This window comes from Ruegeria sp. YTSA105 (assembly GCF_059610225.1).
Map to the genome: position 1 here is coordinate 1 of NZ_JBXWNE010000008.1, position 15,406 is coordinate 15,406.

Below are 15,406 nucleotides of genomic sequence, written 5' to 3' on the forward strand. Positions count from 1 at the left end.
GTCTTGCCGTGGTCAACGTGGCCAATCGTGCCGATGTTGACGTGCGGCTTATTACGCTCAAACTTTTCCTTTGCCATGATGGCCTCCTTTATCGGTAATGAAGGGAGCCCGCTAATCGAGCTCCCTCAAATTTTCGCTTATGCGTATTTCGCCTGGATCTCGTCCGAGATGTTCTGCGGAACCGGATCGTAGTGGTCGAACTGCATGGTGAACTGGGCACGGCCAGACGACATCGAACGCAAGGTGTTGATGTAGCCGAACATGTTGGCCAGCGGCACAAACGCGTCAATCGCGATGGCGTTGCCACGGTTTTCCTGCCCGGAAACCTGTCCCCGACGCGATGTCAGGTCACCAATGATGCCACCGGTATATTCTTCCGGTGTGATCACTTCGACCTTCATGATCGGTTCAAGCAGTTTCGCACCCGCTTTGCGCATGCCTTCGCGCATACCCATACGAGCGGCGATTTCAAAGGCCAGAACCGAAGAGTCCACATCGTGGAATTTACCTTCGATCAGGGCAACCTTGAAGTCGATCACAGGGAAGCCAGCCAGCGGGCCGCTATCCATGACGGATCTGATGCCTTTTTCAACGCCCGGGATGTATTCCTTGGGCACCGAACCACCAACAACACGAGATTCGAACGAATAACCTTCGCCCGGCTCTGTTGGGGTGATGATCATCTTCACCTCGGCGAACTGACCCGAACCACCCGACTGTTTCTTGTGGGTGTAAACGATCTCGGCTTCGTGACCGATGGTTTCGCGATAGGCCACCTGCGGCGCACCAATATTCGCTTCAACCTTGAATTCACGCTTGAGACGGTCAATCAGGATGTCCAGGTGAAGTTCGCCCATGCCCTTCATGATGGTCTGACCCGATTCCAGATCAGTTTCCACACGGAAGGACGGGTCTTCGGCGGCCAAACGGCCCAGACCCTGGCTCATTTTTTCCTGGTCAGCCTTGGTTTTCGGCTCAACCGCGATCTCGATCACCGGATCGGGGAAGGTCATGGTTTCCAGAACCACCGGATCGCCGGTCGAACACAGAGTGTCGCCCGTGGTGGTGTCTTTCAGACCTGCCAGCGCAATGATGTCGCCCGCGAACGCTTCGGTGATTTCCTCACGTTCGTTCGAGTGCATCATCATCATCCGGCCGATACGCTCTTTCTTACCCTTGGTCGAGTTCAGAAGCGTGTCGCCCTTGGACAGAGTGCCCGAGTAGATGCGGGTAAAGGTCAGCGAGCCAACAAAGGGGTCGTTCATGATTTTGAACGCCAGACCCGAGAACGCCATATCATCATCCGCACGGCGGGCGATGTTACGGGTTTCTTCTTCGTCACCGGGTTTGAAGCCCATGTAATCGACAACGTCCAGCGGGCTGGGCAGATAGTCGATCACAGCGTTCAGCAGCGGCTGAACACCTTTGTTTTTGAACGCCGAACCACCCAGAACCGGAACAAACGCGATTTCCAGAGTACCTTTGCGCAGCAGGGCGCGCAGGGTTGGAACGTCGGGCTCATTGCCTTCCAGGTATTCCATCATCGCGTCGTCGTCCATTTCGACGGCCGCTTCGACCATTTTACCGCGCCATTCGTCAGCCATGTCCTTCAGGCTGTCGCGGATCGGTGCTTTGACCCAGCTTGCGCCCAGGTCTTCGCCCTGCCACAGCCATTCTTCCATGGTGACCAGGTCGATCAGGCCTTCCAATTCGGTCTCTGCGCCGATCGGAATACCAACCGGAACAGCGCGTGCGCCGGTACGGTCTTCGATCATTGCAACGCAGTTGAAGAAGTCCGCGCCGATCTTGTCCATCTTGTTGACGAACACCATCCGCGGAACCTTGTAGCGGTCAGCCTGACGCCACACCGTTTCGGTCTGAGGTTCAACACCGGCGTTTGCGTCCAGAACGCAGACGGCACCGTCGAGAACCGCCAGCGAGCGTTCAACTTCGATGGTGAAGTCAACGTGGCCGGGGGTGTCGATGATGTTCAGGCGGTGCTTGGGCGAGTCGGCAGTTACACCGTCTTCAGTGCGTTCCCAGAAAGTGGTGGTCGCAGCCGAAGTGATAGTGATTCCGCGTTCCTGCTCCTGCTCCATCCAGTCCATGGTGGCTGCACCGTCGTGCACCTCACCGATGTTGTGGGATTTGCCGGTGTAGTACAGGATGCGTTCCGAGCAGGTCGTTTTACCTGCATCGATATGCGCCATGATACCGAAGTTACGGTAATGGTTGAGTGTATATTCGCGTGCCATTTCAATAAGCCTCTGGAATTACCAACGGTAGTGGCTGAAGGCTTTGTTCGCCTCGGCCATCTTGTGGGTGTCTTCACGCTTCTTCACAGCGGTACCGCGGGACTGTACAGCGTCCAGCAGCTCACCGGCGAGGCGTTCTTCCATGGTGTTTTCGTTGCGGCCACGCGCAGCAGTGATCAGCCAACGGATGGCCAGTGCTTCGCGGCGCTCGGGGCGCACTTCGACCGGAACCTGATAAGTTGCACCACCAACCCGGCGCGAGCGAACCTCGACCGACGGCTTGATGTTGTCGAGTGCTTCGTGGAACACTTCGACAGGGGCGCGCTTGATCTTGCCTTCAACGCGGTCAAAGGCGTTGTAAACGATGCGCTCTGCAACCGACTTTTTACCGTCGATCATCAGGTTGTTCATGAATTTAGTCAGTACCTTGTCGCCAAATTTGGCGTCAGGCAGGACTTCGCGTTTTTCGGCGGCGTGACGACGTGACATATCAGCCTCTCCTTCTTATTTGGGACGCTTCGCGCCGTATTTCGAACGACGTTGCTTACGGTCTTTGACGCCTTGGGTATCCAGAACACCGCGCAGGATGTGGTAACGGACACCGGGAAGGTCTTTTACACGGCCGCCACGGATCAGAACAACCGAGTGTTCCTGCAGGTTGTGGCTTTCACCGGGGATGTACGAGATGACCTCGAACCCGTTTGTCAGGCGCACTTTGGCAACCTTACGCATCGCCGAGTTCGGCTTTTTCGGTGTGGTTGTGTAAACACGTGTGCAGACGCCGCGTTTCTGCGGGCACTGCTCCAGGTGCATGGACTTCGAGCGTTTTACTTTCGGCTGCCGCGGCTTGCGGATCAGCTGTTGGATCGTTGGCATTCCGGTTATATCCCCGTTTTGCAACACACATGACATGCACGCGTGATGCGTGCGGTTAAATTCGCTGCACTCGTGCGTCCACAAGCGCAAAACCCGCGAGCGTTCCCATTCCGAGGTGAACGTCGCGGTTTGTTATCAGAGGGCGCGAACGATAAAAGAGTTCGGGCCTTGACCAGTTCATTACTGAAATCGGTTTTGGGGCGGCCCCCGGTACCGAGATGTGGCGCGTAATAGGGGGAGTCGGACCCAGTGTCAACAGTACAGCTGATCCGTTCCACATCAGGCCGTTTCGCGCTGGAACCAAAGCTCATCCAGTCTTACCGCCCGTTGCAGGAACAGGTCCGTGCAGGCATAGTCAGCCCATTGGTCTGGACCACGGATGAATCATGCAAATACTTGGCCTGTGTCGTTTTTCCTATCCCGCCCATGGCGGCTTTCAGATCGAACACGAAACGATCGAGGACCGGCGCTCCTATCTGTATCAACCTGACCGGCTGGAAGAGCGGTTTCGCCTGTTTGAAACTACTAGCCTGCCCTGCATAAAAGAGCAAACCGACGAGGATTTTCAGTTTCTCATCGTGATCGGTGAATGCCTGCCAAACCCGGCACGCGAACGTCTTTACGACTTAACAGCGGGCATGCCTCAGGTACAGATCATCGCGCGCGAACCAAAGCGTCATCGCAGGGTCATGAAAGAAATCCTGAATTCAGCACGCACCAAACCGGACGCCCCCTGCATCCAGTTCCGCCACGATGATGACGATGCGGTTTCGGTCGATTTCGTTGAGCGCTTGCGCATCGCCGCAGATGAGGGTCAGGGCTTAATGCGGAACCACAGAACCGTTGCGATAGACTACAATCAGGGGTTCCTGGCCCGTTTCGGTGCTGATGGCATCAGGGCGGCACAGGTGTATCAACCTTTGCTGGGGGTCGGCTTTGCGATGTACTCCGACGGGGGGAGCGACTTGACGATCATGAATTTCGCACATCACCGGATCGGAAATTTCATGCCCGTTATCAGCTATCCGGACGCACCTATGTGGGTCCGCACGCTTAACCAGTTCAACGATTCTCCGCATGCGCGAAACAGCAAGACCGAGCTGTCCCCCCTAACCTCTGAACAGGAAGGCGAATTCATCGCACGGTTCGCCATCGACCAGGACGCCGTTCGCCGCATTCATTCGGCAGATTGACGCGTCCTTTCACGGAACAGCATGAACATTCCTGCCCCAACCACTAAGGCCGCGCCCGCCATCGTAATCCTGTCGGGCCAGTCCCCAAATACGGCCCAGCCCAAACCCAACGCCCAGATCAGACTGGAATAACGAAACGGCGCGATAAAGCCGATCTCACCAGCGCGCATGACAATGACGCTGAACAAATATCCCGTCAGAACAAAGACTGCAGCACACGCTACCATCGAACCGGCGGCTGCCGGAACCGGAACCCAGCCCGAGACAGAGGTGACAAGAACCGCCGTCAATGTAATCGTCGCGGTTGTTGCCAGCGTTACTGCAAGTGATGGCACATGCACTGACATGCGTCGCGTAATCAAATCCCGGGCAGTTACCGAAGCAACTGCGATCAAAGCATATATCGCGTAGATGCTAAAACCGTCCGTGCCCGGGCGAACGATCAGCAACATACCGGCGAACCCGAAAACGATGGCAAGAATCCGACGCCAACCGATATGCTCTTGAAAAAACAACGCGGCTCCAAGTGTTACGGTCAATGGCAAGGCCAGCAGAATGGCAGTCACGTTTGCCAGCGGCATATGAAGCAGCGCGACCAAAAAGAAAATTGTCGCCAACAATTCGGCGAGACAACGTGCCGCGACCAACCACTTGTCATGACGCGGAAAGTTCAGATGCAACGCCCCATAGTACCGTGCCAGAAGATACACCAGAATGGTCGCCAAAACCCCGCGGATGGCAACCATCTGAAACAGCGGTAACTGAGCTCCGGCGGCCTTGATCAAAGTGTCATTGATGGTGAAGGCAGCCATGCTGCCCATCATCAGCAAAGCACCCTTGAAATTCGGCGTCACTCTTTCTGAACTCCGCATTTGGCCACGAGGTGCATTTGGCGGCGTTCAAGAAAGAGATGTCAATATGGCTCCGCCCGCCAATGCTCTGCTAGCATGACATTTCCAATGGCGCTTCATGCAGAGCCACACCCGAGCCTGAAATGAAAAGGCCCCGCGAAATCGCGGGGCCTGATCTTTGGAATTTAGGATCGCTTATTCGCGGCTTTCCGGTGTTTCCACCAGAACATCCAGCTCATCCCCGACCATATCGTCATCCATCATCGGCGCAGCCAGAGCAGCGGCGGCTTCGGCCTCTTCCCGGCGGGCTTCGATGACAACGTTGTCACGCGACTGCGCGACGCGCTGTACGCTTTGCGTTGCGCCACCGGTACCGGCAGGGATTAGACGACCGACGATCACGTTCTCTTTCAGGCCAACCAGCTTGTCTTTCTTGCCCTGAACCGAAGCCTCGGTCAGAACCCGTGTGGTTTCCTGGAACGACGCCGCCGAGATGAACGAACGCGTCTGCAGCGAGGCTTTGGTGATCCCCAAGAGGATCGGCTCGCCCTGAGCCGGACGTCCACCGCGGGCGAGGGTCTTCTCGTTGGCCGCGTCAAACTCCTGCTTGTCGACATGCTCGCCTTTCAGCAGGGTGGTGTCACCTGAATCCAGGATCTCCCACTTCTGCAGCATCTGACGCACGATGACTTCGATGTGCTTGTCGTTGATCTTCACGCCTTGCAGACGGTAAACATCCTGCACCTCGTCGATCATGTAATCCGCCAGCGCTTCGACACCCATGATGGACAGGATGTCATGCGGAGCCGGGTTACCGTCCATCAGGTATTCACCCTTCTGGATGAAGTCGCCTTCCGCAACCGGGATATGCTTGCCCTTGGGCACCATATACTCGATCGTTTCCATCGACTCGTCCGCCGGCTCAATGCTGATACGGCGCTTGTTCTTGTAGTCGCGGCCAAAGCGCACGTAACCATCGGCTTCTGCGATGATCGCGTGATCTTTCGGGCGACGGGCTTCGAACAGTTCGGCAACACGCGGCAGACCACCGGTGATGTCCTTGGTCTTGGCACCTTCACGCGGGATACGCGCGACAACTTCACCAGCTTCGATCTGCTGACCGTCTTCGATCGACAGGATCGCATCCACCGACATCGGATAGTGAACCGGGTTGCCCGCATCGTTACGGACCGGTTCGCCATCTTCGCCAACCAGAATGATCTCCGGCTTGAGGTCGCTGCCTTTGGGGGCCGCGCGCCAGTCGATCACGATCTTCTGGGTCATGCCGGTTGCATCGTCGGTCACGTCGCGGACAGCAATGCCCGAAACCAGATCAACATATTTCGCGGTACCGGACTTTTCGGCGATGATCGGCAGGGTGTAAGGATCCCATTCGAACAGCTTGTCGCCACGGTTCACCTTGGTGCCATCCTTGACGAACAGCTTCGAGCCATAACCCAACTTGTGGTTGGCACGCTCTTCGCCATGTTCGTCTTTGATCACCATCTTCATGTTCCGGCCCATGACCAGGCTTTCGCCCGCGGAATTGACCAGGATCTGCGGGTTCTCGAACGAAACGACACCGTCGTGGCTGGCTTCCTGGAACGACTGCTGACCACCTTGCGCAACACCACCGATGTGGAAGGTCCGCATTGTCAGCTGCGTACCGGGTTCACCGATGGACTGGGCGGCGATGATGCCGACAGCCTCACCCGTGTTGACCATAGTACCGCGTGCAAGGTCACGACCGTAGCAGGTTGCACAGACGCCTTCCTCGGACTCACAGGTCAGAGGCGAACGGATGCGCATCGACGCAACAGCGGCCTCATCAATGATATCAGCCATACGTTCGTCGATCAGCTGACCCGCAGCGACCAGAACCTCATCGGTACCGGGACGCAGAACGTCATCGGCAGAGACACGGCCCAGCACACGTTCGGCTAGCGAAGCAACAACTTCACCGTCGTTTACCGCGGCTTCCGCAGTGATCGCGCGCTCGGTTCCACAATCGAGCTCACGCACGATGCAGTCCTGTGCCACGTCCACCAGACGACGGGTCAGGTAACCCGAGTTCGCCGTTTTCAGAGCGGTATCCGACAGACCCTTACGGGCGCCGTGGGTCGAGTTGAAGTATTCAAGAACGGTCAGACCTTCCTTGAAGTTCGAGATGATCGGCGTCTCGATGATGTCACCGTTTGGTTTGGCCATCAGGCCGCGCATACCGCCCAGCTGTTTCATCTGAGTGACCGAACCACGCGCGCCCGAGTGGGCCATCATGTAGACCGAGTTCGGTTCCTTTTCAGACCCGTCCTCTGCCCGATCCGAAGATGAGATCGTGCTCATCATCGCTTCGGTTACACGATCGTTACACTTCGACCAGGCATCAACAACTTTGTTGTACTTTTCACCCTGAGTGATCAGGCCGTCCATGTACTGCTGTTCAAAATCCTTCACCTGACTGCGGGTTTCATCGACGATGCCCCATTTGTCATCAGGGATCACCATGTCGTCCTTACCGAACGAGATACCGGCGCGGAACGCTTCCTTAAAGCCCATCGACATGATCTGGTCACAGAAGATGACCGACTCTTTCTGACCGCAGTAACGGTAGACGGTGTCGATCACCTGCTGCACTTCTTTCTTCCGCAGCAAACGGTTGACCAGTTCGAACGGCGCCTTGTTGTTCATCGGCAGCAGAGCACCCAGGCGCACTCGGCCCGGAGTGGTTTCAAACCGCTGTTGAACTTCATTGCCTTCACTGTCGATCTGAGTAATCCGCGCAGTGATCTTGGTGTGCAGATGCACTTCACCGGCGTCCAGCGCGTGCTGAACTTCGTCGATCGAGCCAAAGACCTTGCCTTCGCCCGGCATACCTTCGCGTTCCAGTGTCACATAGTACAGACCCAGGATCATATCCTGCGAGGGAACGATGATCGGCGCGCCGTTTGCTGGCGACAGAACGTTGTTTGTCGACATCATCAGCACGCGGGCTTCCAGCTGGGCCTCAAGGCTCAGCGGGACGTGAACGGCCATCTGGTCACCGTCGAAGTCGGCGTTAAAGGCCGAACAGACCAACGGGTGCAGCTGGATGGCTTTACCTTCGATCAGAACCGGTTCAAACGCCTGAATGCCAAGACGGTGCAGGGTCGGCGCACGGTTCAGCATGACAGGGTGTTCGCGGATCACCTCGTCGAGGATATCCCACACTTCGGGACGCTCTTTCTCGACCAGTTTCTTCGCCTGTTTCACGGTCGAAGACAGACCCTTGGCTTCAAGGCGCGAGTAGATGAACGGCTTGAACAGTTCCAGCGCCATCTTTTTGGGCAGACCACACTGGTGCAGCTTGAGTTCCGGACCGGTCACGATGACCGAACGGCCCGAGAAGTCGACGCGCTTACCCAGAAGGTTTTGACGGAAGCGACCCTGCTTACCCTTCAGCATGTCCGAAAGCGATTTCAGCGGACGCTTATTGGCGCCGGTGATCACGCGGCCACGACGGCCATTGTCGAACAGAGCATCGACGGATTCCTGCAGCATCCGCTTTTCGTTGCGGACGATGATGTCAGGTGCGCGCAGTTCGATCAGACGCTTCAGACGGTTGTTCCGGTTGATGACGCGGCGATACAGATCGTTCAGATCCGAAGTCGCAAAACGACCACCATCCAGTGGAACCAGCGGACGCAGTTCCGGCGGAATCACCGGGATCACGGTCATCACCATCCACTCAGGCCGGTTGCCCGACTCAAGGAAGGATTCAACAACCTTCAGACGCTTGATGATCTTCTTGGGCTTCAGTTCACCGGTTGCTTCGGCCAGATCAGCACGCAGCTGTTCGGCTTCGGCTTCCAGATCGATCTGGGCCAGCATCTCACGGATAGCTTCGGCACCGATGTTCGCGGTGAACGCGTCCATGCCATAGGCATCCTGCGCGTCCATGAACTCTTCTTCGGTCAGCATCTGACCATAGGAGAGGTCGGTCAGACCGGGCTCGATGACGACATAGTTTTCAAAGTACAGAACGCGTTCCAGATCGCGCAGCGTCATGTCCAGCATGAGACCGATGCGGGACGGCAGCGATTTCAGGAACCAAATGTGTGCGACGGGCGCGGCCAGCTCGATATGACCCATACGCTCGCGGCGGACTTTCTGCAGGGTGACTTCCACACCGCATTTCTCGCAGACAACGCCGCGATATTTCATCCGCTTATATTTACCGCACAGACATTCGTAATCTTTGATCGGGCCAAAGATACGCGCGCAGAACAGACCGTCACGTTCGGGTTTGAACGTCCGGTAGTTGATGGTTTCGGGTTTCTTGATCTCGCCATAAGACCAAGAGAGAATCCGTTCCGGGCTGGCCAATGAGACCTTGATCTCGTCAAAGACCTTAGGCGGCGTCAGCGGGTTGAACGGGTTATTGGTAATTTCCTGGTTCATTTTGCGTCCTTACAAATTGGGATGGGATGAGTTTGGGGCGTTGCCGCCCCTACTCTTCCTCCGCATCCAGGAGTTCCATATTCAGGCCGAGGCCACGGACTTCTTTCACCAGAACGTTAAACGATTCCGGTACGCCCGCTTCAAAGTTATCCTCGCCCTTGACGATCGACTCGTACACTTTGGTCCGGCCGGCGACGTCATCCGATTTCACGGTGAGCATTTCCTGCAGGGTGTAGGCGGCGCCGTAAGCTTCCAGAGCCCAGACTTCCATCTCACCAAAGCGCTGACCACCGAACTGCGCCTTACCACCCAGCGGCTGCTGGGTAACCAGGCTGTAAGGCCCGGTTGAACGCGCGTGGATTTTGTCATCCACAAGGTGGTGCAGTTTCAGCAGGTACTTGATGCCCACGGTCACCGGACGTGCAAACTGCTCACCCGTACGACCGTCGAACAGAACCGACTGACCGCTTTGCGAGAAGCCCGCGCGCACCAGAGCGTCATTGACGTCTGCCTCTTTGGCGCCATCAAAGACCGGAGTCGCGATCGGAACACCACGGGTCACGTTGCCCGCAGCCTCGATCAGGTGACCCTCGTCCATGCCAGTGATGCCTTCTTCATAGACATCGTCGCCATAGGCCAGCTTCATTGCTTCGCGAACCGGGGTCAGGTCGCCAGAGCGGCGATATTCACCCAGCGCGTCGTCGATGTTCAGACCCAGACCGCGCGCGGCCCAACCCATGTGGGTTTCAAGGATCTGACCAACGTTCATACGCGAAGGAACACCCAGCGGGTTCAGACAGAAGTCAACCGGCGTACCATCGGCCAGGAACGGCATGTCTTCCATCGGAACAACCTTGGAAATTACACCTTTGTTCCCGTGACGACCGGCCATCTTATCGCCCGGCTGCAGCTTGCGCTTCACGGCGATGAAGACTTTGACCATCTTCATCACACCCGGCGGCAGGTCGTCGCCACGACGAACCTTCTCGACCTTGTCTTCGAAACGGGCGTCCAGAGCACGCTTTTGCACTTCGTACTGCTCGTTCAGAGCCTCAACGATCTGTGCGTCCTGCTCATCTTCCAGCGCCAGCTGCCACCACTGACCACGGGTCAGGGTTTCCAACAGGTCCTCGGTGATCACCGACCCTGGCTTGACGCCTTTCGGGCCTTTGACCGCGGTTTTACCCATGATCAGGCCTTGCAGGCGCGCATAGATGTTGCGGTCCAGGATCGCCAGCTCATCGTCCCGGTCACGGGCCAGACGTTCGACTTCTTCCCGCTCGATCTGCAGCGCACGCTCGTCTTTCTCGACGCCGTGACGATTGAAGACGCGGACCTCAACGACCGTACCGTAATCGCCCGGCTTCACGCGCAGCGAAGTGTCGCGCACGTCAGATGCTTTTTCGCCAAAGATGGCGCGCAGCAGCTTTTCTTCCGGGGTCATCGGGCTTTCGCCCTTCGGAGTGATCTTGCCGACCAGGATATCGCCCGGTTCAACATCCGCGCCGATGTAAACGATGCCCGCCTCGTCGAGGTTACGCAGCGCTTCTTCACCGACATTCGGAATATCGCGGGTGATCTCTTCCGGACCCAGCTTGGTGTCACGGGCGGCGACTTCAAATTCCTCGATATGGACCGAGGTAAAGACGTCGTCACGCGCAATACGTTCCGAGATCAGAATCGAGTCTTCGTAGTTGTAACCGTTCCACGGCATGAACGCGACGACCACGTTCTTACCCAGGGCCAGTTCACCCATATCAGTCGACGGACCATCGGCAATGACCTCGCCCTTCTGGACGGTGTCACCCACCTTGATCAGCGGACGCTGGTTGATGCAGGTGTTCTGGTTCGACCGCTGGAATTTGCGCAGACGATAGATGTCAACGCCAGCGTCGCCCAGTTCCAGATCCTCAGTCGCGCGGATAACGATACGCTGGGCATCGACCTGGTCGATGATACCGGCGCGTTTCGCCTGAATTGCAGCGCCTGAGTCAATCGCAACCTTTTCCTCGATCCCGGTACCAATCAGCGGCGCCTCGGCCCGCAGCAGTGGAACCGCCTGACGTTGCATGTTCGAGCCCATCAGAGCGCGGTTAGCATCGTCATTTTCAAGGAACGGGATCAGCGATGCAGCAACCGATACCAGCTGTTTTGGGCTGACGTCGATCAGGTCCACATTCTCGCGCGGGGCCAGAGTGTAGTCACCTGACTGGCGGGTCGAAACCAGATCGTTGATGAACTTGCCATCCGTATCCAGTGTCGCGTTCGCCTGTGCCACTGTGTGACGCATTTCCTCGGTCGCGGACATGTAGTGAACCTCATCAGTCACCTCGGCGTCTTTGACGACACGGTACGGTGTTTCGATGAAGCCATACTTGTTCACACGGGCAAAGGTCGCCAGCGAGTTGATCAGACCGATGTTCGGGCCTTCCGGCGTTTCAATCGGGCACATCCGGCCATAGTGTGTCGGATGAACGTCGCGCACCTCAAAGCCCGCACGCTCGCGTGTCAGACCACCGGGGCCAAGCGCCGAGAGACGGCGTTTGTGAGTGACTTCCGACAGCGGGTTGGTCTGGTCCATGAACTGCGACAGCTGCGACGAGCCGAAGAATTCGCGGACAGCAGCAGCAGCCGGTTTCGCATTGATCAGGTCCTGCGGCATGACGGTGTCGATCTCGACCGACGACATACGCTCTTTGATCGCGCGCTCCATGCGCAGCAGGCCAACGCGGTACTGGTTTTCCATCAGTTCGCCGACCGAACGCACACGACGGTTGCCGAGGTGGTCGATATCGTCGATGTCCCCTTTGCCGTCGCGCAGTTCAACCAGCGCCTTGATGCAGGCCACTATGTCTTCGCGGCGCAGGGTGCGCAGTGTATCGGGCGCATCCAGAGCCAGACGCATGTTCATCTTTACACGGCCAACGGCGGACAGGTCATAGCGCTCGCTGTCAAAGAACAGCGTTTCGAACAGCGCCGAGGCCGCTTCGACGGTGGGCGGCTCACCCGGGCGCATGACGCGATAGATATCCATCAGCGCTGTGTCGCGGCCCATGTTCTTGTCTGCAGCCATGGTGTTGCGCATGTAGGGGCCGACATTGATGTTGTCGATATCCAGAACCGGAATATCGGTGACGCCCGCGTCGATCAGCTCTTTCGCGGTGCCTCCGATCAGCTCGCCGTCTTTGTCGTATTCCAGCGTCAGCTCATCACCAGCTTCGACATAGATCGCGCCGGTTTCTTCGTTGATGATGTCCTTGGCGACAAACTTCCCGACGATGTGATCGAACGGAACCAACAGCTCGGTGACGTTGCCTTCATCGATCAGCTTCTTGACCGCGCGCGGGGTGACTTTCTTGCCCGCTTCGGCAATCACCTCACCGGATTTGGCGTCGATCAGGTCATAGGTCGGACGCGTACCGCGTGCACGCTCGGGGAAGAACGGTGCAATCCAGCCCTTCTTCTTGTCCAGCTTGTACGACACCGTGTTGTAATAGGCGTCCATGATCGCTTCTTGATCCAGACCCAGCGCATACAGCAGGGTTGTCACAGGCAGTTTGCGGCGACGGTCGATACGGGCGAACACGATGTCCTTGGCGTCGAACTCAAAGTCCAGCCAGCTGCCGCGATACGGGATGATGCGGCAGGCAAACAACAGCTTGCCCGAGGAATGGGTCTTGCCCTTGTCGTGGTCAAAGAACACACCGGGCGAACGGTGCATCTGGGACACGATCACACGCTCGGTACCGTTCACAATGAACGTCCCGTTTGGTGTCATCAGGGGCATATCCCCCATGAACACGTCCTGTTCCTTGATGTCTTTGACCGACTTGGCGCCAGTGTCCTCGTCGACATCAAACACGATCAGACGCAGAGTGACTTTCAGCGGCGCGCTGTAGGTCATGTCGCGCTGCATGCACTCTTCGACGTCGTATTTGGGTTTTTCCAAATCGTATTTCACGAACTCCAGAACGGAGGTTTCGTTGAAATCCTTGATCGGGAAAACCGACTGGAACACGCCTTTGATGCCTTCGCCGTCTGTCGGCACATCTGCATCGCCGGAGCGCAGGAATAGATCATAAGAAGATTTTTGTACCTCAATGAGGTTCGGCATCTCCAGCACTTCGCGGATTTTGCCGTAATATTTCCGAAGACGTTTCTGGCCAAGGAACGATTGAGCCATGTCAGATGTCACCTTTCGATGTTCTCAGCGGACAAAGACACCGTCGGGCCCCGGTGCCTTGCACATTAGAGACAACACGTCCGGATCAATTCGTGGCCACCGTCCCGAATGGCGGCCTCCCGATCCATGAACCGCGTCTTAGAAAACACCCCAATCCATGAGGTCCTTTCTAAGACAGGTTCGGCTGGACCCGGATTTCTCCGGGACCAGCCAAATTTCCGGTGCATCTGCGATGCACCAAAAGACTGACTTAGGCCAGTTCGACCTCGGCGCCAGCTGCTTCCAGCTTGCCTTTGATGTCTTCGGCTTCGTCTTTCGACACAGCTTCTTTGATCTTGCCGCCAGCTTCGACCAGCTCTTTGGCTTCTTTCAGGCCCAGACCGGTGATGCCGCGAACTTCTTTGATCACGTTGATTTTCGAAGCGCCGGCGTTCTTCAGAACGACGTCGAATTCGGTTTTTTCTTCCTCAGCTGCGCCACCGGCGTCGCCACCGGCTGCCATGACAACTGCGCCGCCTGCTGCGGGCTCGATGCCATATTCGTCTTTGAGGATGGTTTTCAGTTCTTGTGCTTCCAGCAGGGTCAGACCCACGATGCTTTCTGCGAGTGCTTTCAGATCAGCCATTTTATCAGCTCTTTCCGTTTACAGTGTGTGTTCCAACGTCAGGGTGACTACCCTACGCAGATCATTCAGTGCCAACCGCTTACGCAGCTTCCGCCTTCTCTTCGATGGTGGAAAGGATGCTTGCGATGTTGCTTGCAGGTGCGCCAATTGCGCCAGCGATGTTCGAAGCAGGTGCGCCCAGCATGCCCGCGATAGTAGCAATAAGCTCCTCGCGCGAAGGCATTTTGGACACGGCTTCAACGCCGGCACGATCCAGAGCGTTCTCACCCATTGCACCGCCAAGAATTTCGAACTTTTGGTTCTCTTTGGCGTAGTCCTGGGCCACTTTGGCTGCTGCCACAGGGTCCTCAGAATAGGTCAGAACGGTCATCCCCGTCAGCAGGTCGGCAATGCTTTCACATGGCTTTCCGTCGAGGGCGATTTTGGCGAGCCTGTTCTTGGCAACACGCACGGCACCACCCGCGTCACGAGCACGTGCGCGAAGGTCCTGCATCTCGGCAACTGTCAGACCGGCGTAGTGTGCAACCACTACGACGCCAGAGCTTTCGAAGATTTGGCCGAGCTCGTCGACCACTTTCTCTTTCTGGGCTCTATCCACAGTTTTCTCCAAGTTAGGGGTGATATCTCACCCCGGCTCATATTTGCCGCAGCTTACGCTCCGGCGTTCAGGTCCGTTGTTACGGGATTAGCCAAAATTCGCCCGAGGATCGAAGCCCTCAGAATTCTTTGGTCTTACCCGTCTCAGGCAGGGAATTAAGGGGTCAGATGACACCACCCACCGTCTTGGACGAAACAAAATAAAGCGCACGACGAATCGCACGCTTTACTTCGCAGCTCTCTTTATGGCAGTTACGCCGGGTTTCCAAGGGGTAAATTGGGCCGAAACCGGAAATGATCGAGCAGCGCAGCCGGCATCGGAACAGTGTCCTAGATTGACATGTTCCATACGCTGAGGTCCAGTCTGGCTAAGCCCCTTTCTTCTTAGG

Annotated in this window: 9 protein-coding genes; 1 reads left to right on the top strand and 8 read right to left on the bottom strand. The window is 56.8% G+C overall.

All coding sequences use genetic code 11. The features are described 5' to 3' along the window. Positions 1-137: 137 nt before the first annotated feature. The 3 genes from fusA to rpsL are packed head-to-tail and all read right to left on the bottom strand — an operon-like array spanning position 138 to position 3,131. Entirely contained in the window at positions 138-2,255 is a 2,118-nt protein-coding gene (gene fusA / locus AC2FH2_RS11500) for an elongation factor G (RefSeq protein ID WP_142636902.1), read from the bottom strand. An 18-nt stretch (positions 2,256-2,273) separates the two neighbouring features. Beyond that, positions 2,274-2,744, bottom strand: coding sequence for a 30S ribosomal protein S7 (rpsG, locus tag AC2FH2_RS11505; protein WP_008756926.1), 471 nt, complete (start codon positions 2,742-2,744; stop codon positions 2,274-2,276). 15 nt (positions 2,745-2,759) lie between these two features. Continuing rightward, positions 2,760-3,131, bottom strand: a complete 372-nt coding sequence (gene rpsL / locus AC2FH2_RS11510) for a 30S ribosomal protein S12 (RefSeq protein WP_005621086.1) — start codon at positions 3,129-3,131, stop codon at positions 2,760-2,762. A gap of 386 nt (positions 3,132-3,517) precedes the next feature. Here rpsL and AC2FH2_RS11515 point away from each other — a divergent pair, with 386 nt between their 5' ends. Next, positions 3,518-4,324, top strand: a complete 807-nt coding sequence (locus tag AC2FH2_RS11515) for a putative rhamnosyl transferase (protein WP_496823634.1) — start codon at positions 3,518-3,520, stop codon at positions 4,322-4,324. On the opposite strand, the gene AC2FH2_RS11520 is transcribed toward AC2FH2_RS11515, so the two are convergent. From AC2FH2_RS11520 to rplJ, 5 genes are all read right to left on the bottom strand, one after another. Then, positions 4,309-5,196 (bottom strand): DMT family transporter, encoded by an 888-nt coding sequence (locus AC2FH2_RS11520; RefSeq protein ID WP_496823636.1) that lies wholly within the window; start codon positions 5,194-5,196, stop codon positions 4,309-4,311. The two genes, AC2FH2_RS11515 and AC2FH2_RS11520, sit on opposite strands and share 16 nt — an antisense overlap. A gap of 174 nt (positions 5,197-5,370) precedes the next feature. After that, positions 5,371-9,612: a DNA-directed RNA polymerase subunit beta' gene (gene rpoC / locus AC2FH2_RS11525; RefSeq protein WP_271949832.1), complete on the bottom strand. Its 4,242-nt coding sequence runs from the start codon at positions 9,610-9,612 to the stop codon at positions 5,371-5,373. Positions 9,613-9,661: 49 nt separating this feature from the next. Beyond that, positions 9,662-13,795, bottom strand: coding sequence for a DNA-directed RNA polymerase subunit beta (gene rpoB, locus AC2FH2_RS11530; protein ID WP_271949830.1), 4,134 nt, complete (start codon positions 13,793-13,795; stop codon positions 9,662-9,664). Between the two features lie 250 nt (positions 13,796-14,045). Next, positions 14,046-14,420 carry a 50S ribosomal protein L7/L12 gene (gene rplL / locus AC2FH2_RS11535; protein ID WP_142636911.1) on the bottom strand — a complete coding sequence of 125 codons (375 nt, stop codon included), beginning with the start codon at positions 14,418-14,420 and terminating at the stop codon, positions 14,046-14,048. A gap of 79 nt (positions 14,421-14,499) precedes the next feature. Continuing rightward, positions 14,500-15,018: a 50S ribosomal protein L10 gene (gene rplJ / locus AC2FH2_RS11540; RefSeq protein WP_142636913.1), complete on the bottom strand. Its 519-nt coding sequence runs from the start codon at positions 15,016-15,018 to the stop codon at positions 14,500-14,502. Positions 15,019-15,406: the final 388 nt, after the last annotated feature.

Coding starts and splice junctions, on each gene's coding strand:
- fusA (WP_142636902.1), bottom strand. CDS start 2,255: ATGGCACGCGAATATACACTCAACCATTACCGTAACTTCGGTATCATG.
- rpsG (WP_008756926.1), bottom strand. CDS start 2,744: ATGTCACGTCGTCACGCCGCCGAAAAACGCGAAGTCCTGCCTGACGCC.
- rpsL (WP_005621086.1), bottom strand. CDS start 3,131: ATGCCAACGATCCAACAGCTGATCCGCAAGCCGCGGCAGCCGAAAGTA.
- AC2FH2_RS11515 (WP_496823634.1), top strand. CDS start 3,518: ATGCAAATACTTGGCCTGTGTCGTTTTTCCTATCCCGCCCATGGCGGC.
- AC2FH2_RS11520 (WP_496823636.1), bottom strand. CDS start 5,196: ATGCGGAGTTCAGAAAGAGTGACGCCGAATTTCAAGGGTGCTTTGCTG.
- rpoC (WP_271949832.1), bottom strand. CDS start 9,612: ATGAACCAGGAAATTACCAATAACCCGTTCAACCCGCTGACGCCGCCT.
- rpoB (WP_271949830.1), bottom strand. CDS start 13,795: ATGGCTCAATCGTTCCTTGGCCAGAAACGTCTTCGGAAATATTACGGC.
- rplL (WP_142636911.1), bottom strand. CDS start 14,420: ATGGCTGATCTGAAAGCACTCGCAGAAAGCATCGTGGGTCTGACCCTG.